The following is a 16983-nucleotide window of genomic DNA, read 5'->3' as shown; positions in this document are numbered from 1 at the left end:
GCTGGGCCGCGCTCCGGAGCCTGTGCAGCACGGCCCGAGGTGCCGCGTACGACTGCTTACGCCGTTCTGTGGGCCATTGAAAGGCCTCCTCGACGTCCTGGAGGAGTCGATTCGCCTTGTCCACCCTGGCGTCGAACGAGGAGAAACCTGTCTCAACCATTATTCGTTGGCCCTTCGTTCTGGGCGCCTCACGGGCTCAGTCCGCAAGGTCGGCCTTGCCGAACAGGACCGCGTAACTGGACGGGAGTTGGCTGATGATCTGATTCAGTTCTCCGCCGGTGACAGCGTCGGCAACCGTGGTCAGGACCGCGCTGGCGTCCCACTGCGCCGTACGCGGCCGGGCATGGGTGCGCTCGGCGACCCGGCGGTAGAACTCTTCGATCCCGAAGCTCTGCGCCCGCTGCGGCGTGGCATCGTCCAGAACCTGTCCCAGCGGGCCGGGCAGCTGGGATGCGAGGTCCTTGACCTCTCCCGGGCTGATCCGTTGGGCCAGCACTTCCAGTACGGCCTTGGTGACGTCCGCGGCTTCGTCCTGATCCTTGTATCCGCCTCGCTCGCGTACTTGGGCGAGGAATCCGTCGTATTTCATCGCTGCCTCCTTCTGCCCCGGTCACCGCTGGTCATAGGGGTCGTCCGGTGTGCTGTCGGGCCGGCCGCGTCCATGCGTCGGCGCGTAGCTGCCGTTGGCAAGACTCCTGGCCCTGGACTCCCGCTCGGACTCACGCAGGGCACGGCGGAAGCGTCCGGGGCCCCAGGAACGACCGCCCACAGCCTGTTCGAGTCGGTCGCGGCTTGTCGGGCCGGTTTCTTCGAGTGCGTGGGTGATCTGTTCGATCTCGTCGTCGAGGCGTTGTTCGGCCATGGCGGACGTACGGCTTGCCGTGCCCGCGGTGCCGGCCATCCCCGGCGAGTACATCCTGCTGCCCGGTCCGGTGCCCGGGCGGTAGCGGCGGGCTCCGGTGCGCTCCCGCTCCCGGCGGCGGGCGGTGCGGTCGGCGATCCGCTGTTCCCACTCGTGCGCGGCCTGCCGGACGTGCTCGGGCCGGAGGCGGTCTCGTGCGTCCTGCGGTGCGGGCTCGTTGCGCCAGTCTGCCTCGGCCTCCTCAGCGGTGAGTGGGCGGGCGATGTTCTCCAGGGACTGTTGTTCGGCCCGCACACCGAAGAAGACCTCGGCCACCCCGCCCAGCGCCATGGCTGCCGCTCCGACGAGGAAGCCGATGGCCACCACGTTGGCATCGCCAGTGTGAATCAAGTGGCCGAACAGCAGCGGGCCGGTGATTCCGCCCACGGCCGTGCCGATCGCGAAGAACAGCGAGATGGACAGCGCTCGGGTCTCCATGGGGAAGACCTCGCTCACCGTCAGGTAGGCCGAGCTCGCTCCCGCGGACGCCACGAAGAAGGTCAGCGAGACCAGCAGGAAGAACGACCAACTCGTCAGGGAGCCGTTGATCAGCAGGACGGCGAGGACGGCTGCCACGACCGCCGAGCCGAAGTAGGTGCCCGCGATCATCGGCTTTCTGCCAACGGTGTCGAACAGTCTGCCGAGAAGGAGTGGTCCGAGGAAGTTGGCGATCGCGAAGAGGACAAGGAAGTAAGGGATCGAGCCGGAGCCGATGTCGAAGAAGCCGTTCAGGATCGTGCCCAGGTCGAAGACGATCGCGTTGTACAGGAACGCCTGTCCGACGAAGAGCGCCAGACCGAGAACGGCGCGACGTGGATACCGCCGCAGAGCCACGCCGGCGATCTCCGTGAACGGGATGACGTCGCGCTGCCGTACGGTGACCGCCTCGCCCGGTTCCGGCAGCTCACGGCCGGTCTCCTGGTGCACCTCGGCCTCGATCCGGTCGACGATGCGTTCGGCCTCGTCTTCATGCCCGTGGATGAACAGCCAGCGGGGACTCTCCGGCACCTGGCGGCGTACCAGCATGATGCCCAGGCCCAGAACGCCGCCGAGGCCGAAGGCCAGCCGCCAGCCAAGGTCGGCTGCCAGCAGACTCTCGTTGAGAAGCAGCACGGCGACCAGGCTGCCGAGCGCCGCACCGACCCAGTAGCTGCCGTTGATGGCCAGATCCACCTGCCCGCGGTTGCGGGCCGGAATCAGCTCGTCGATAGCCGAGTTGATCGCGGCATACTCTCCGCCGATGCCCATACCGGTGATGAAGCGGGCGAGGTAGAGGTACCAGGCGTCGTGGGCGAACGCGGTCGCGACGGTGGCGAGTATGTAGATTCCGAGCGTGATCATGAACAGCTTCTTGCGCCCGTAGCGGTCGGTGAGCCTCCCGAACAGGAGAGCGCCCGCACATGCACCCGCCACGTAGACGGCTGCGGCAGTGCCTATGTCGGCGCTGGTCACGTTGATGCCGCTGCCCGGCTCGGTCATGCGGGCGGCAACCGCCCCGACGATCGTCACTTCGAGCCCGTCCAGAATCCAGACGGCTCCCAGACCGATGACGATCCGCCGATGAAATCGGGACCACGGCAGCCGGTCAAGCCGGGCGGGGACCTTGGTCGTGATGACACCGAACTCGGCGGTCCTGGTCATGCCATGCCTTCTCGTTCAGGGCCATGGGCTGTTGCCTGCAGACGAACAGAACAGGCCGGAATGGATCGGTCCGAATAGGGTGGTCTTCTGTGCTGCGTTGTCACCTTCTGGGACACCGTTTTCGCTTTCTCCACGAGGGCGACATGATGCTCTGGCACTGTGCCCGTAGGTGCGGATCAGAGGGGAGTAAGCGGTATCCGACGGCCCAGGACGCCGAGCGTTACGCGCGGGCATTCGACCGCGAGGACCAGGCGGACATGGGTCGGCGAGCACCGCTGGGTCTGCTCCCCCTTCGGGTCCTGCGCGCCTGGCGTCTGCGGCGCCGAAAGGAAGCCGGTGGGGAGCCGCGTGCCGCGGCTCCGCCGCCGTGAGGGGTTGTGAGTACGGGACGTCGTTCATGATCCGCCCCGGGGGTCGAGCCTCGTCGGCCCAGCCGCGGTGCCAGGTGGGTGCCTGGAACCGCGGCGTTCGCGTCTCAGCCGCTGCTCTCGGTGCTTTCACTCGTCTCGCTGATCTCGATGTGCCGGGGCTTTGCGACCTCGGCCTTGGGGACGGTGATGGCGAGCACCCCGTCCGACATCTGCGCATTGATCTTTTCGGTGTCGACCTCTCCGGGCAGCCGCAGCCGGTACTCGAAGGCTCCGGTGCGGCGGGTGCTCCGGCGCAGGACGCCTTTGCGTTCCTTCTCCTTGATTTCTCCGGTGACCACCAGCTCCTGGCCGTTGGCTTCGACGTTGATGTCCTTGCTCTTGACGCCGGGGAGTTCGATCTCGACGTGGAAGGCGTCGTCGGACTCCGTGACATCCGCCAGGGGTGTCCACGCGACTGCGGGCGCCACGCCTCCCACCGTAGATTCGATCAGTCCGCTCATCTCACTGAGCAGTTGGTCGAACTCCGTGAGCGGATTGCGTGCCCAGCCCATGGGCCTGGCCTGCATTGCGCCACCCCGGGGGCGCCGGACGGGCGTGGTCATTACCATCGCCTCCTTCTCCTTCTCGTGATCTCCTCGCCCGCTGGGTGTCATCCAAGCCAAGCGGACTCCTTCGGACGTGTGTGCGGGGAGCTGTCGGTGCCACCGGGCGCGGCCGTGTGGCCCAGGTAGCGGTGCACGAAGTGGATACTCATCGCGCCTTCTCCGACCGCGGAGGCCACACGCTTCACCGAGCCGCTGCGGACGTCGCCGGCGGCGAAGACGCCAGGCAGGCTGGTCTCCAACGTCAGGCAGTCGCGGCCCTGACTCTGCCACAGTCCGGGAACGGAGCACGCCTGCGCCTCCGCGCCGGTGAGCACGTAGCCGCGCGCGTCGAGGGCGAGCGCGCCGGACAGCCACTCGGTGTGAGGGTCTGCGCCGGTGAAGACGAACAGGGCCCGCACCGCGAGGTGGCGGTGCTCGCCCGCACGGTGGTCGACCACGGTGACCGCCTCCAGCGCCTTGTCGCCGAGTGCCTCGGTCACCTCGGTGCGCAGCAGCACGCGCACCCGCGGGTGGCGCTCGATCTGATCGATCAGGTAGCGGGACATGTGCGCCTCGAGGCTCGGCCCACGGACGAGCAGATACACCTGCGGTGCGTACCCGGCCAAGAAGAGCACAGCCTGGCCTGCGGAGTTGCCGCCGCCGACCACCGCCACCGGCTCGGTACGGCACTGCTGGGCCTCGTAGAGGGTCGCAGAGTAGTGGACGCTCGCGCCCTCCAACGGTTCGATGCCGGGCACATGTAGGCGGCGGTAGCGGGCGCCGGTTGCCAGGACGACGGTACGGGCGGTGATCTCGCTGCCGTCGGCGAAGCTGACGGCGTAGTGGCCGCCCCGCGGTTCGAGCCGGGCCGCCTCCGCTGGGACGCTGATCCGGGCGCCGAACTTGCCCGCCTGGAGCACAGCGCGCTCGGTGAGTTCGGCGCCGGAGATGCCGGAGGGGAAGCCGAAGCAGTTGTCGATGCGGGAGGACGTCCCGGCCTGGCCACCGGTGGCCATCGCCTCGACCACGGTCGTGCCGAGGCCCTCCGAGGCGGCGTTCACCGCGGCGGCGAGACCGGCCGGACCGGAGCCGACGATCAGGAGATCGCCGTGGCCGTTGCCCGACGGCAGGGGCGGCAGGCCGATGAACCGGGCCAGTTCGGCGTTGCTCGGATTGCGCAGCAAGGTCGTGTCCCGCCAGATCACCAGCGGCGTCTGCTCCGGACCGACCGCGAAGCGGCGCAGCAGCGCCTCGGCCTCCTCGTCCGTCTCCAGATCGATCCAACGGTGCGGCAGCCGGTTGCGGGCGGCGAACTCGCGCAGCCGCCGAGTGTCGGGTGAATAGCGCGAGCCGATGATGCGGAAACCGGCGCCCTGCCCGACGAGCAGAGCACGGCGGCCCAGGCAGGCGCGCAGCACCACATCACCAAGGGTGGAGTCCCGGGTCACCAGGTCACGCAGCTGGTCCACGGACAGGGCGAGGATCTCGCCGGGGTCCCTGACCACGGCGGCGTAGAAGGCCACCTGTCCGTTCAGGAGGCCGAGTTCGCCGATGAAGCGGCCGGGGCCGTGCACGCGTAGCAGGTGTTCATCGGGCGTGCCGTAGCCCTCGACGATGGCGACCGAACCACTGAGGACGACGTAGAACGTCTCGCACCGCTGCCCCTCCCGGATCAGCACGTCACCGGCGTCGACGGCGTGCCGCCGGCCGTGCTGCGCCAGGCGGGCCATCTGGTCGTCCGACAGGCGGGGATAGGCGCCGAAGATGTCGGGCGTCTCGAAGGGGACGCTCTCCTCCGCCTCGTCCGGCACAGGCGCTGCGCCGGGCCGCGTCTCGTCGCCGGGCATCACACGAACGCCTCATGGACGAAGCACCACCGCCAGTCCTCGCCGGGCTCCAGCGACGCCACGATCGGATGGCCGTCGGCGGCGGCGTGACGGCGGGCGTGCCGGTTCGGCGAGGAATCGCAGCAGCCGACGTGGCCGCAGGTCAGGCAGAGCCTGAGGTGGACCCAGGGGGAATGCGTGGCCAGGCACTCCTCGCACCCCGGGGCACGCGGGGTGACGGGGCGTACCAGGGCGAGGTGGGGGTCGGTCCGTACGGTCATGGCCGATCACCCTTTCCCGGACGGTTCGCGGCCCGCGATCGACTGCTCCACCCACCGCCGTAGGGCAGGGGCAGGTGCGGCACCCGACTGCCGGGCGATGGTCTGTCCTTTGTCGAGGACCAGCAGCGTCGGTACCGCCTGGACCTCGAACCGCCGCGCCAGGCGCGGGTTCTTGTCGATGTCGACCTTGACCAGCTTGATCGTTCCCGCGAGATCGTCGGCTACCTTCTCCAGCGCGGGGCTCACCATGCGGCAGGGGCCGCACCAGGTGGCCCACAGGTCGACCACGACGGGGACGTCGGCCCGCTCGGCGACCTCGGTGAAGTCGTCGTCGCCCGCGTCCACCATCCACCGTAGGGGCTGCTTGCAGTGGCCGCACTTGGGTCGGCCCTCCGCGGCTGCGGGCACCCGGTTGGTGCGCCCGCAGTTCGGACAACTGACGGTTGTCGCCTGCATCGTGCTCATGCCGCCCGCGCTCCCTTCACGTCGTCGGGCTGGGCGTAGGTGACCACCAGCTCTCCGTGTTCGGCGTCGACGCGGACCGTCGCGCCGTCCTGGACGTCGCCGCGCAGCAGGGACCGCCCGACCAGCGTCTCGACCTCGTGGGAGATATAGCGGCGCAGTGGCCGGGCCCCGTACACCGGGTCGTAGCCCTGGTGGGCGATCACTTCCCGGGCAGCATCGGTGAGTTCGACGGTGATGCGACGTTCGGCGAGGCGGCGGCGCAGTTCGTCGAACTGCAGCTCCACGATGCGCTCGATCTGCCGCTCACCGAGCGGCTTGAACAGCACGATGTCGTCGACGCGGTTGAGGAACTCCGGGCGGAAGTGCCCGCGCAGCTCGCCCATCACCAGGGCGCGGGCGTCGGGCTTGATCTCACCCTCGGCGGTGGCGCCGTCGAGGAGGTGCTCGGAGCCGATGTTGGACGTCATGATGATCACAGTGTTGCGGAAGTCGACCGTGCGGCCCTGAGCGTCGGTGATGCGGCCGTCATCGAGGATCTGCAGCAGGGTGTTGAAGACATCGGTGTGCGCCTTCTCGATCTCGTCGAACAGCACAACCGAGTACGGCTTGCGGCGTACGGCCTCGGTGAGCTGGCCGCCTTCCTCGTAGCCGACGTATCCGGGCGGTGCGCCCATGAGCCGGCTGACGGTGTGACGCTCCTGGTACTCGCTCATGTCGAGGCGGACCATATTCTCCTCGGAGTCGAACAGGGCCCGGGCGAGGGTCTTGGCCAGTTCGGTCTTCCCGACGCCGGTGGGGCCGAGGAAGATGAACGAGCCGATGGGGCGGCGTGGGTCGCGGATGCCGGAGCGGGCGCGGATGATGGCGTCGGCGACGAGCTTGACGGCCTCGTCCTGGCCGATGACCCGCTCGCGCAGGATCTCGTCGAGGCGCAGCAGCTTCTCGCGTTCGCCCTCCTGGAGACGGGCGACGGGGATGCCGGTCCAGGCGGCGACGATCTCGGCGATCTCCTCCTCGGTGACGACCTCGCGCAGCAGCCGGTTCTGCCCTTGTTTGGTGGCCAGTTGCTCCTCCTCGGCCTTCAGCCGGCGCTCCAGGTCCTGGAGGCGGCCGTAGCGGAGTTCGGCGGCGCGGTTGAGGTCGTAGGCGCGTTCGGCCTCCTCGGCTTCGTGGCGGACCTGCTCCAGTTCCTGGCGCAGCTCCTGCACGCGGCGGATGGCCTGCCGTTCGGCCTCCCACTGGGCGTGTTTGGCGTCGGCCTCGCCGCGCAGGTCGGCCAGTTCCTTGCGCAGTTCCTCCAGTCGGGCTTTGCTGGCGGGGTCGGTCTCCTTGGACAGGGCCGCTTCCTCGATCTCCAGGCGGGTGACGCGGCGGGTGATCTCGTCGAGTTCGGCGGGCATCGAGTCGATCTCGGTGCGCAGCCGGGCGCACGCCTCGTCGACGAGGTCGATGGCCTTGTCGGGCAGGAACCGGTCGGTGATGTAGCGGTGGCTGAGGGTGGCCGCGGAGACCAGTGCGGTGTCCTGGATCTTCACGCCGTGGAAGACCTCGAGGCGTTCGCGCAGTCCGCGCAGGATGGAGATGGTGTCCTCCACGCTCGGCTCGTCGACCAGGACCTGCTGGAAGCGGCGTTCGAGGGCGGCGTCCTTCTCGATGTGCTTGCGGTACTCGTCGAGGGTGGTGGCGCCGATCATGTGGAGTTCGCCGCGGGCGAGCATCGGCTTGAGCATGTTGCCCGCGTCCATGGCCCCTTCGGCGGCGCCCGCGCCTACGACGGTGTGCAGTTCGTCGACGAAGAGCAGGATGCGCCCCTGGGCGGCCTTCACCTCGGACAGCACGGCCTTGAGGCGTTCCTCGAACTCGCCGCGGTACTTGGCGCCGGCGACCAGAGAGCCCATGTCGAGAGCGAACACCGTCTTGTCGCGCAGGCCCTCGGGCACGTCGCCGCGGACGATGCGCTGGGCGAGGCCCTCGACGATGGCGGTCTTGCCGACGCCGGGGTCGCCGATGAGGACGGGGTTGTTCTTGGTCTTGCGGCTGAGGATCTGGGTGACGCGGCGGATCTCGGCGTCCCGGCCGATGACCGGGTCCAGCCGCCCGGACCGAGCCTCGAGGACGAGGTCGCGGCCGTACTTCTCGAGAGCCTCATACGCCACTTCGGGGTTGGCGGAGGTGACGCGCTGGTTGCCGCGGACCTGGGTGAGCGCGCTCAGGAACGAGTCCCTGGTGATGCCGGCCTGTTTGAGCAGGCGTCCGGCGGCGGTCGCCGAGCCCTCCTCGGCCAGGGCGAGCAGGAGGTGCTCCACGGACACGTACTCGTCCTTGAGGCGTTTGGCCTCCCGTTCGGCGGCATCGAGCAGGCGGGACAGGCGCTGAGTGACGAAGACCTGGCCGGGTGCCGCGCCGGGGCCGGTGACCTTCGGGCGGCGGGAGAGTTCCTCGCGCACGGCAGCGCGCAGCTCCTTCGGCTCGGTGCCGGCCTGTTGCAGCAACCGCGGGATCAGACCGTTCTCCTGATCGAGAAGCGCGAGCAGCAGGTGTTCCCCGTCGACCTCGGTCTGCCCCATGCGGACGGCCGCGGTCTGGGCCTCCTGCAGGGCTTCCTGGGACTTCTGGGTGAGACGGTTCATGTCCATGGGGGTGTTTCACTCCTCGTGCCGCCGCGGCGCAGGGCGGCTTCGAGCAGGCTGATGCGGTCGAGCAGGTCCAGCACCAGGCCGATGGATGCGTAATTGAGGCAGAGTCCGGAGCGCAGCCGCTGGATGCGGGCGAGGACCGCCGGGGCCGTGGGGTCGAACACCAAGTGCCCCGCGGCGTCGCGCTCGGCGTCGACCAGGCCGAGGGCGACGAACCGGCGGATCAGATCGGGGTGGAGACCCGAGCGACGGGCCACGGCGTCCAGCGAGAGCCTGGGGACAGGCACGAGCGCGTACCGGACAGCCGCCGAGGCGGTGACGTCGGCGCCCGCCCGTACCGGACGGTCACCCACGCCGGCCCGGCCGATGCCTCCCGCTCCCGCGGGTCGGTCGTTCATTGCGTCCTCCTGGGGTCGAACGAGGAGGTGGCGGCGAGCTCCTCGAACAGTTCGCGCTCCCGGTCGCCGAGGGCGGGCGGCACCATGACACGGAGTTCGGCGTACAGGTCGCCGTTCGCACCTCGCGGGTTCGGCATGCCTTCGCCGCGCAGCCGCAGCCGCCGGCCGCTGGACGAGCCCGCGGGCACCGTCACCTTGGCCGTGCCGCCGCTGGGGGTGGGCACCGGCACGGTCGCGCCCAGGGCCGCCTCCCAGGGGGCGACCGGGACCTGTACGTGCACGTCGCGGCCGTCCAGCCGGAACCGGGGGTGGGGCTGGATACGCACCCGCAGGTACAGGTCGCCCGCGGGGGCGTCACCACTGCCCCGGCCGCCCTCACCCGCCAGCCGGATGCGCTGCCCGTCGATGACACCCGGCGGCACGTCGACCTCGTACCGCCGCGGCTGCCCCGTGGGACCGGTGAGCGTGACGGTGCGACGGCCGCCTCGGTACGCCTCCTCGACGGTGAGCGGCAGTTCGGCCTCCTGGTCCGCTCCGGGCACGCCGCCTCGGGCGGCGCCGGCTCCGAACATGGAGCCGAGCAGGTCCTCGATGTCGATACCCTCCGCCCCGAAGTCGCCGCCGAAGCCGGTGGTGTACCGGACACGGGGGCCGCCCGCGCCCGCGGTCCTCCGAGCGCGGAAGCCGCCGCCCGCTCCGGCCGCGACCCGTTCATCGAAGTCCTCGGGGATCTTGCGGAAGTCCTCGCCGAAGCGGTCGTAACGGGCCCGGGTCTTCGGGTCCGACAGGACGCTGTATGCCTCGTTGAGGTCCTTGAAACGCTCCTCCGCCCCGGGGTCCTTGTTGACGTCGGGGTGGTACTTGCGGGCGAGCTTGCGATAGGCCTGCTGGATCTCGTCCTGGCTCGCGGTCCGTGACACGCCCAGCACCTCGTAGAAGTCCCGTGCCATGACCGGTCACTCCCGCTTCGCGACCGTCACGGCGGCGGGCCTGAGCTGCCGTTCGCCGTCCCCGTAGCCGGGGCGCAACACCTCGACGACGGTTCCCGGTGAGGCGTCGGGGTCCTGGACGACGCCGACCACCTCGTGCCGGGCCGGGTCGAAGGCGACGCCGGTCTCCGCGTGCCGCGGGTAGCCGAGCAGTTCGAGGACGTTCACCGCCTGGTCGCGGACCGCCCGGACGCCCTCCACGATCGCACCCGGATCGGCGCCGGCATGGGTCAGAGCGAGCTCGAGGTTGTCCAGGACGGGCAGGAAGGCGGCCGCCGTGCGGGAACGCTCGACCGTCCGCTCCCGCTCCAGTTCCCTGGCGTGGCGCTTGCGAAGGTTGTCGAGGTCGGCGAGCGCGCGCCGCCAGCGGTCCTCCAGTTCCTGGATCGCTGTCGTGTACTCGTCCTCGGCAGGCGCGGGGCCGGCGGCGTCGGGTCCCGGTTCGTCGTTCGCCGCTTCCGGCCGGAGCGGCGGACCCGGTTGCGGCAAATCCCCACGAGGAGGGCGTACGGCGCCTTCCGGGACTGGTTCGACCGGCTCCGACGCGGCCCGGTCGGGTTCCTGCGGACGGCTGGACATGGCGCGCCTCAGTCCTTGTCGAACTCGGCATCGATGACGTCGTCGTCACCGCCGCCGCCCGGGCCACCGGTCGCGCCGCCCCCGGTGGTGTCCTGGCCGGGACCGCCTGTGGTAGCGGCGCCCTGATGGGCCGCCAGCCCGGCGAGCACCTGCTGGAGTTCGGAGGTCAGGGGCCGCACGCGCTCCACACCCGCCTCTTCCTTAACCGCCGCCCGGGCGTCGGACACGAGCATCTCAGCGCGTGCCTTCTCGTGCGCGGGCGCTGCGTCGCCCAGTTCAGCGAGTCGCTTCTCGACCTGGTAGGCCACGGCGTCGAGCTCGTTACGGGCGTCGACGGCCTCGCGGAGTGCCTGGTCCTGGCCTCGGTTGCGCTCGGCCTCCTGGACCATGCGTTCGACCTCACTGCGGTCCAGGTTGGAGCTCTCGCTGATGGTGATGCCCTGTTCCTTGCCGGTGTCCCGGTCACGTGCCTTGACGTTGAGGATGCCGTTGGCGTCGATGTCGAAGGTGACCTCGATCTGCGGTTCGCCCCGCGGCGCCGGGCGGATGTCGGTGAGCTGGAACCGGCCGAGCACCCGGTTGTCAGCGGCCCGTTCGCGCTCGCCCTGGAGGACGACGATGTCGACGGCGGGCTGGTTGTCCTCGGCGGTGGAGAAGGTTTCGGTACGACGGACGGGGATGGTGGTGTTCCGCTCGATGATCTTCGTCATCACGCCACCGCGTGTCTCCACACCCAGCGACAGGGGTGTGACGTCGAGCAGCAGAACGTCCTTGACCTCGCCCTTGAGCACCCCGGCCTGGATCGCGGCGCCCAGGGCCACGACCTCATCGGGATTGACGCTCATGTTGGGTTCCTTGCCGCCGGTCAGCCGACGCACGAGGGCCTGAACCGCCGGGATACGTGTGGAACCGCCGACGAGGATGACCTCGTCGATGTCGCTCTCGCCGACCTTGGCGTCGGCCATGGCCTGCTCGACCGGTCCCAGGCACCGCTCCACCAGGTCGCTGGTGATCTGCTCGAACGTGGACCGCATGATCGAGTCGGTGAGATGCTTGGGGCCCGACGCGTCGGCGGTGATGAACGGCAGGCTCACCTGCGTCTGCGTCACCGAACTGAGCTCGGTCTTGGCCTTCTCCGCCGCCTCGAACAGACGTTGCAGCGCCTGCGGGTCCTTGCGCAGGTCGATGCCGTTCTCCTTCTGGAAGTCGTCCGCGAGGTAATCCACCAGACGCCGGTCGAAGTCGTCGCCGCCCAGGTGGCTGTCCCCGGCGGTGGAGCGCACCTCCACAACGCCATCGCCCACGTCGAGGATGCTCACGTCGAAGGTGCCGCCGCCCAGGTCGAAGACGAGGACGGTCTCGTGCTGCTTCTTGTCCATGCCGTACGCGAGGGCAGCCGCCGTCGGCTCGTTGATGATCCGCAGCACCTCCAGTCCCGCGATCCGTCCGGCGTCCTTGGTGGCGGTGCGCTGAGCGTCATTGAAGTAGGCGGGCACCGTGATGACCGCCTCGGTGACCCGCTCCCCCAGCTGCTTGGAAGCGTCGTCGGCGAGTTTCCGCAGCACCTGGGCGCTGATCTCCTCAGGCGCGTACAGCTTGTCGCGCACCTTGAAACGGGCCGCCCCGCCGTCGCCCTCGACGACGTCGTACGCCACCGCCCTGGCCTCGTCGGAGATCTCGTCGAAATGCCGGCCGATGAACCGCTTGGCCGAGTAGATGGTGCCCTTGGGGTTGAGGATCGCCTGGCGCCGGGCCAGCTGGCCCACCAGACGTTCCCCGGTGTCGGTGAAGGCCACTACGGACGGTGTCGTGCGGTTGCCCTCGCTGTTGGGCACGACGGACGGCTCGCCGCCCTCCCACACGGCGATCACCGAGTTGGTGGTGCCCAGGTCGATGCCCACTGCCTTGGCCATGAGGAACTCCTTCCGCGGCGGTCGACCTCCGTCGGCGACCGTTCATCCTCCGGGCCCTGTCCACCCGGCTTCGAAACTCGTTCAGCTGGGGGCGGGGTCGCTCCGCGGGCGGCCGCCCCTGGAGGAGACGCTCTCCGTGTTCGCGCCGGCCCCGCTGCCCAGCCCGGCGACCAGCCGGACGGCCTCATCGGCGACGTCCTCGTCCACCACGACGTCGTACCGGCTGGGCTCCATCGAGCGGACCGAGGCGAAGTCCCGGCGGCCGCCCTGAGCCGCGTGCAACAGCACGCCGAGCAGCGCACCGACGACCGCTCCGAAGATCAGCCCGTACAGGGCGAGGAGCAGACCGGAGACGACCGGATTCAGCCAGTTCAGCAGCCCGAAGATCCAGCCGACGAGTACGCCGGGCAGCGCTCCGGTGGCTGCGCCGTGGAGGGCGGCCTCGCCGTACCCCATTCGACCGATCACCTGTTCGACCAGGCGCATGTCCCGACCGATGATCGCCACCTTCTGAACGGGAAAGCCCTGGTCGGCGAGGTGATCGACGGCACGTTCGGCTTCCTGGTACGTCGCGTACGAGGCAACGGCCCTGCGGGCCTGCTCGGTCATCGCCACTCCTTCCGCCAGCGGACCGCCGAGCGGTCCCGACACGCCCAGAGTGGCTGTTCGCCGGGTCACCCCGCCTGCGCCCAGCGGGTCGAAAAGCGGCACCGGCGGTCGGTCTGCGAGGACAGGAGGCGGGACGACGATTCGGATTCGCGGCGGGATACCTCACGGTTCGGCCCGGCCTGAGGTAGCGGGGCTCACGGATGTTCCGACGCAAGGGACTTTCCCCCCGCTTCGACGCTCAAGAGGCGGGCGGCACCCGGGACACCACCGTGCCCGCGGACGAGCAGCGGAACGGCCCCACCCGAACGGCCGCCCCGCTCGGGGCGCACCTCACGGGCTGATGGCACTGTGCCACACACCTTCGACGGCGCGGACGAGCGCGAGACCTCGGTCTTGCCCTGTGCAGGTCGCTGCCCTCGGGCCGTACCGCGCCGGATATTCTCCCGGGGCCATCTGCGCCTGGCGGTGTCGTCCTGGTTCCCACCCGGGACGCAGGACTCCTTCCTCCTCTCCAGGCTGGTACGGCGCACCGCGGCGATCCTGTCCCTGGGCATGGCGACATTCGACGCGGCAGCGCGACGCTGCGGACCGGCGGCCGTACGGAGGCGACCGTCCCGGCTGACCGGCCCGCGGGGTGGAGGTGGGCCCAGCGGGCCCACCTCCACCGTGCACCGCTTGCTCATCTGCTGCCCCGGCTCCCGCAACCGGACCACCTACAGCTCGCCGTTCGCTACAACCCCCGCCTGCAGTGAAGCAGCCGAGGTCGGCGGCGACTGGTACGACAGCTTCGTACTGCCCACCGGCGTCCGGGGCGTGCTGCACGGCCAGCGGCATGGCGGTCGGGGATCCGGCGTAGCGGCCGGTGTCACGAGCGGGCGGCCGCGGCAGCACCTGCGCCAGCAGCAGTTCGCCAGATCTCCGTGACTGCGTTGACCTCCTGGAAGAACGCGTCCAGGTCCTGCGGGGGTAGGCGGGGACCGGGAGGGTGCCGAGGCCGATCAGGTGTCGCGCCAGTTCGGGGTGGTCTCGTGGGTGAGGCGTCGGCTTATGAGGTCGGTCATTGCGACGTGGATCATGGCTTCGGAGCGGTGGGGGTGGGTTTCGTAGTCGCGGGTGAGGCGGCGCTGGTGCATGAGCCGCCCGAAGGTCCGCTCGACCACCCAGCACCGGGGAATCACCTTGAAGCCTTTGACTCCGGGGTCGCGCTGGACGACTTCGACATCGATGCAGGGCGGGCGCCGTGGTCGATGGCCTTGGTGTGATAGCCGGGGTCGGCCCACGCCTTGGTCGCGCGAGGGCTTGTCGCGGCGATCTGTGAGTGCAGGTGGATGCCGCCGGCGTTGTCGGAGACGCTGGCGGCGGTCACCCGGACTGCCAGGAGCATTCCGAGGCGTCGACACCGTGGTGGCGCTTGCGGCCTGCGATTTTCTTGCCGGCGTCGATCGCCTGGTCGGCTGCGTGCACGTTGGCAGAGGTCTTGATGCTCTGCGCGTCCAGCACGCATGCGCTCGGCTCGGCGACCTGGCCCTCGGCCTCGCGCACGAGGCGCCGCAGAAGGCCGTTGAGCTGGCCGAAGACGCCTTCCTCCTGCCAGGCGGCGAAGTAGCCGTAGACCGTCTCCCACGGCGGGAAGTCGTGCGGCAGGTAGCGCCAGGGGATCCCGGTGCGGTCGACGTAGAGGATGGCGTCCATGATGCGGCGCAGGTCGTGCTCGGGCAGGCGGCCGATGTCCAGATCCTTGCCTCTTCGCTCGGCCCGCCAGGCGGTGAGCGTGGGTCCGATCAACTCCCAGCGGGCATCGGACAGGTCGCTCGGATACGGGCGATGTCGCTTCATGTTGCGGTAGTACCGTCGGGCATCACTTGCCCCCAGGGCGCAAACGGCCTCAACCGGGGGCGCGTAGGGATCAGACAGGAGCGAGTCGAACGAAACGGACGGGGGACGTGGCCTCACCGGTCGCACAGCACGCATCGGACACTACGGCCTCAGCAGCCTCGCACCCACTCGCCATCCGAAGCCATGTTGATGCATTCGCATTCTCCCTGTGTGAGGAACCAGCGCTGGACAGCGTCGGTGCCGACGACCTGGCAAACGGCCGATGGTGCGGGCGCTGTCCGGCCGCGGATCGCCTCTCTGGACGATGCTGGATTGCCGTTCGCACGCTGAGGCCGCAGACGGTTCCTCCACGGCCTGAGAGAGGAGGATGGACGTGAGCGACGAAGGAGGCCCGTCATGAAATCCGGAGCCCCTGATTACGACGCCTGGTACTCGCGCACGCCCTCGCAGGCCGAGGGCGAGCGGGACGAGACGGGCGAGCGTACCGCAACGGAACAGCACCCCGACGTCCCCCGGAGCGAGCCATCCCAGGCGGAGGGCGAGCGGGGCGACGACGCCTAGCGGCACTGGACGCCCCGTCGCCGGGGGCCGGGTGAGGGTGCACTTTTTCCGGCGCTGTCACCGGTTCCCGGCCCGCCTGCCGTCCAGCAGTCCGTGCAGGTGCGCGGCGGCGTTCTCGATGTCCGCGTATTTCTGCTGTCCGGCGCGTACCTCGGCAGAGAGCACACCGCAGCGGTGGACGCGCTCGAAATCGCCGTAGGGGAACTTGTACCGGCCCTTGGTCTCCTCTCCCATCTCGTCGTCGATGCCCAGGTACCACCTGGCGTATTCGTTGAATCCGTGCTCCTCGAGGTAGCCATTTTCGTCCGCTGCCGAAGGCTGGTGCTCGCTCCACTCGTCCCGGTCGTCCAGGACGATCCGGCCCTCTTCGGTCAGTTTCTTTGCGTGGTTGAACGCCCTCGCGTTCAGTTTCACCGTCATGCCGTTTACCGCCCTATCGACAGTCGTGTTCAGATGTCGGCTGCTGCCGCCCGGATATCCTGTCGAGCCTGCCCCATCAGCTCGTTCAAGTCGCCGACGTCAGGAGTGAGTTCCCGCGCGCGGGGCGCGATCTGCTGCAGCCATGCCGCAGTGGCCAGGGCCAGTTCGACGGCCTCCCGAGTCCGCTCCTCGCCGAGCAGTTCCTCGACCTGGAAGGAGCAGTTCCTCGACCTGGAAAAGCAATGCTCGCGAGCGTGTCGTCATCGGTGGCGGGCACCAAGTAGGGCTCCAGGCCCGGCGGATACGGTGTCCGCTCCCGGTACTCACGCATCGCGGTCACGACCGCGGGCACCGCGCTGTACTTGTCGAGGAGGCCCATGAAGACGTACAGGCGGGCCACCAGCCGTGGCAGGCCGGGGTGCCGGTCCAGCCAGGCTATCAGCTCGCGCTGGTCACCGACGTGGTCCATGATCTGCGACATCTCCTCTGCGACCCGGTTGGGCCAGGTCCAGTGGAAGGGCAGCAGCCGCGCCACCTGATGGGCGAGCGCCGCCTCGCCGCCGAGGGCGACGACATCGTCCTCCCCGGCGGACTCGAACATCAAAGTGGCGCGCGTCGACAGTTCGAACACCGCACCCAACTGCTCCGGTGCCGTCTCGCGAGAGGCCGGATTCCTGACCCATGCGCCGTGCATTGCCGACCTTCCGAGAACCGCCCGCTCGTCCGCGGTGACTCAGCCCGCTGGGTCGATTCCGACCGCGCGATTTGGTCACCGTGCACCGATGCCGATCGCATAGCCAGCGCGCAGCATGGCATTCGTCGACGGCCGAGTACTCACGCCGATGCCGGCCCCGGTGAGTTCATCCCGGCCCGCAACCGACGGACGGGTCAGCCTGACCATCAACGGCAGCTACTGGGTCGGGGCCGCCGTACGGAGCCTCGGCGCTTCGTCCTGCTGAACACCGCCTGGTTT

At 69.5% G+C, this 16983-nt stretch carries 17 protein-coding genes and 1 pseudogene; 3 read left to right on the top strand and 15 right to left on the bottom strand.

Annotated elements, in window-relative coordinates; all coding sequences use genetic code 11:
• Positions 1-196 precede the first annotated feature (196 nt).
• The 12 genes from N8I84_RS35515 to N8I84_RS35460 form a co-directional block, all read right to left on the bottom strand.
• On the bottom strand, positions 197-589 hold the full coding sequence (locus N8I84_RS35515) for a DUF2267 domain-containing protein (protein WP_263233562.1): 393 nt from the start codon (positions 587-589) through the stop codon (positions 197-199).
• 21 nt (positions 590-610) lie between these two features.
• Positions 611-2542, bottom strand: coding sequence for an MFS transporter (locus tag N8I84_RS35510; RefSeq protein ID WP_263233561.1), 1932 nt, complete (start codon positions 2540-2542; stop codon positions 611-613).
• 475 nt (positions 2543-3017) lie between these two features.
• The gene (locus N8I84_RS35505) at positions 3018-3515 is read right to left on the bottom strand and encodes an Hsp20/alpha crystallin family protein (protein WP_263233560.1); all 498 of its coding nucleotides are present in this window, start codon (positions 3513-3515) and stop codon (positions 3018-3020) included.
• A 47-nt stretch (positions 3516-3562) separates the two neighbouring features.
• The gene (locus tag N8I84_RS35500; RefSeq protein WP_263233559.1) at positions 3563-5344 is read right to left on the bottom strand and encodes an FAD-dependent oxidoreductase; all 1782 of its coding nucleotides are present in this window, start codon (positions 5342-5344) and stop codon (positions 3563-3565) included.
• Positions 5344-5604 carry a UBP-type zinc finger domain-containing protein gene (locus N8I84_RS35495; protein WP_263233558.1) on the bottom strand — a complete coding sequence of 87 codons (261 nt, stop codon included), beginning with the start codon at positions 5602-5604 and terminating at the stop codon, positions 5344-5346. The genes N8I84_RS35500 and N8I84_RS35495 overlap by 1 nt, the downstream gene beginning before the upstream one ends.
• Before the next feature lie 6 nt (positions 5605-5610).
• Positions 5611-6069, bottom strand: a complete 459-nt coding sequence (gene trxA, locus N8I84_RS35490; protein ID WP_263233557.1) for a thioredoxin — start codon at positions 6067-6069, stop codon at positions 5611-5613.
• The gene (gene clpB / locus N8I84_RS35485; RefSeq protein ID WP_263233556.1) at positions 6066-8705 is read right to left on the bottom strand and encodes an ATP-dependent chaperone ClpB; all 2640 of its coding nucleotides are present in this window, start codon (positions 8703-8705) and stop codon (positions 6066-6068) included. Before clpB ends, trxA begins: the two co-directional genes overlap by 4 nt.
• Positions 8696-9103 (bottom strand): chaperone modulator CbpM, encoded by a 408-nt coding sequence (locus N8I84_RS35480; RefSeq protein WP_263233555.1) that lies wholly within the window; start codon positions 9101-9103, stop codon positions 8696-8698. The genes clpB and N8I84_RS35480 overlap by 10 nt, the downstream gene beginning before the upstream one ends.
• Positions 9100-10053, bottom strand: coding sequence for a J domain-containing protein (locus tag N8I84_RS35475; RefSeq protein ID WP_263233554.1), 954 nt, complete (start codon positions 10051-10053; stop codon positions 9100-9102). Before N8I84_RS35475 ends, N8I84_RS35480 begins: the two co-directional genes overlap by 4 nt.
• A 6-nt stretch (positions 10054-10059) precedes the next feature.
• Entirely contained in the window at positions 10060-10671 is a 612-nt protein-coding gene (gene grpE, locus N8I84_RS35470) for a nucleotide exchange factor GrpE (RefSeq protein ID WP_263233553.1), read from the bottom strand.
• A gap of 8 nt (positions 10672-10679) precedes the next feature.
• Positions 10680-12584 carry a molecular chaperone DnaK gene (dnaK, locus tag N8I84_RS35465; protein WP_263233552.1) on the bottom strand — a complete coding sequence of 635 codons (1905 nt, stop codon included), beginning with the start codon at positions 12582-12584 and terminating at the stop codon, positions 10680-10682.
• 81 nt (positions 12585-12665) lie between these two features.
• A complete protein-coding gene (locus N8I84_RS35460) occupies positions 12666-13193 on the bottom strand; it encodes a general stress protein (protein WP_263233551.1) in 528 nt (175 codons plus the stop codon).
• Positions 13194-13393: 200 nt separating this feature from the next.
• On the opposite strand from N8I84_RS35460, the gene N8I84_RS35455 reads away from it, so the two are divergent.
• Positions 13394-13534, top strand: a complete 141-nt coding sequence (locus tag N8I84_RS35455; RefSeq protein WP_263233550.1) for a hypothetical protein — start codon at positions 13394-13396, stop codon at positions 13532-13534.
• A 7-nt stretch (positions 13535-13541) separates the two neighbouring features.
• Positions 13542-14117, top strand: coding sequence for a hypothetical protein (locus tag N8I84_RS35450; RefSeq protein WP_263233549.1), 576 nt, complete (start codon positions 13542-13544; stop codon positions 14115-14117).
• 74 nt (positions 14118-14191) lie between these two features.
• Here the strand turns inward: N8I84_RS35450 and N8I84_RS35445 are convergent.
• A pseudogene (locus N8I84_RS35445) lies at positions 14192-15029 on the bottom strand (IS5 family transposase).
• A 396-nt stretch (positions 15030-15425) separates the two neighbouring features.
• Between N8I84_RS35445 and N8I84_RS35440 the strand changes: the two are divergent.
• A complete protein-coding gene (locus N8I84_RS35440) occupies positions 15426-15590 on the top strand; it encodes a hypothetical protein (protein WP_176986079.1) in 165 nt (54 codons plus the stop codon).
• A gap of 57 nt (positions 15591-15647) precedes the next feature.
• Here N8I84_RS35440 and N8I84_RS35435 read toward each other — a convergent pair whose 3' ends face one another.
• Together N8I84_RS35435 and N8I84_RS35430 are read right to left on the bottom strand one after the other, a co-directional pair.
• Entirely contained in the window at positions 15648-16010 is a 363-nt protein-coding gene (locus N8I84_RS35435) for a hypothetical protein (protein ID WP_263233548.1), read from the bottom strand.
• A gap of 85 nt (positions 16011-16095) precedes the next feature.
• Entirely contained in the window at positions 16096-16704 is a 609-nt protein-coding gene (locus N8I84_RS35430) for a hypothetical protein (protein ID WP_263233547.1), read from the bottom strand.
• Positions 16705-16983: the final 279 nt, after the last annotated feature.

The organism is Streptomyces cynarae, from assembly GCF_025642135.1.
Lineage (GTDB): Bacteria > Actinomycetota > Actinomycetes > Streptomycetales > Streptomycetaceae > Streptomyces > Streptomyces cynarae.
This window is presented reverse-complemented; position numbering and strand designations above follow the sequence as displayed.

Excerpts from the sequence above, each read along its gene's own strand:
- N8I84_RS35495 (WP_263233558.1), bottom strand. The coding sequence starts at position 5,604 with ATGACCGTACGGACCGACCCCCACCTCGCCCTGGTACGCCCCGTCACC.
- N8I84_RS35455 (WP_263233550.1), top strand. The coding sequence starts at position 13,394 with ATGTTCCGACGCAAGGGACTTTCCCCCCGCTTCGACGCTCAAGAGGCG.
- N8I84_RS35510 (WP_263233561.1), bottom strand. The coding sequence starts at position 2,542 with ATGACCAGGACCGCCGAGTTCGGTGTCATCACGACCAAGGTCCCCGCC.
- N8I84_RS35460 (WP_263233551.1), bottom strand. The coding sequence starts at position 13,193 with ATGACCGAGCAGGCCCGCAGGGCCGTTGCCTCGTACGCGACGTACCAG.
- grpE (WP_263233553.1), bottom strand. The coding sequence starts at position 10,671 with ATGTCCAGCCGTCCGCAGGAACCCGACCGGGCCGCGTCGGAGCCGGTC.
- N8I84_RS35515 (WP_263233562.1), bottom strand. The coding sequence starts at position 589 with ATGAAATACGACGGATTCCTCGCCCAAGTACGCGAGCGAGGCGGATAC.
- N8I84_RS35430 (WP_263233547.1), bottom strand. The coding sequence starts at position 16,704 with ATGCACGGCGCATGGGTCAGGAATCCGGCCTCTCGCGAGACGGCACCG.
- trxA (WP_263233557.1), bottom strand. The coding sequence starts at position 6,069 with ATGAGCACGATGCAGGCGACAACCGTCAGTTGTCCGAACTGCGGGCGC.
- N8I84_RS35435 (WP_263233548.1), bottom strand. The coding sequence starts at position 16,010 with ATGACGGTGAAACTGAACGCGAGGGCGTTCAACCACGCAAAGAAACTG.
- N8I84_RS35475 (WP_263233554.1), bottom strand. The coding sequence starts at position 10,053 with ATGGCACGGGACTTCTACGAGGTGCTGGGCGTGTCACGGACCGCGAGC.
- dnaK (WP_263233552.1), bottom strand. The coding sequence starts at position 12,584 with ATGGCCAAGGCAGTGGGCATCGACCTGGGCACCACCAACTCGGTGATC.
- N8I84_RS35500 (WP_263233559.1), bottom strand. The coding sequence starts at position 5,344 with ATGCCCGGCGACGAGACGCGGCCCGGCGCAGCGCCTGTGCCGGACGAG.
- N8I84_RS35480 (WP_263233555.1), bottom strand. The coding sequence starts at position 9,103 with ATGAACGACCGACCCGCGGGAGCGGGAGGCATCGGCCGGGCCGGCGTG.
- N8I84_RS35440 (WP_176986079.1), top strand. The coding sequence starts at position 15,426 with ATGAAATCCGGAGCCCCTGATTACGACGCCTGGTACTCGCGCACGCCC.
- N8I84_RS35505 (WP_263233560.1), bottom strand. The coding sequence starts at position 3,515 with ATGACCACGCCCGTCCGGCGCCCCCGGGGTGGCGCAATGCAGGCCAGG.
- clpB (WP_263233556.1), bottom strand. The coding sequence starts at position 8,705 with ATGGACATGAACCGTCTCACCCAGAAGTCCCAGGAAGCCCTGCAGGAG.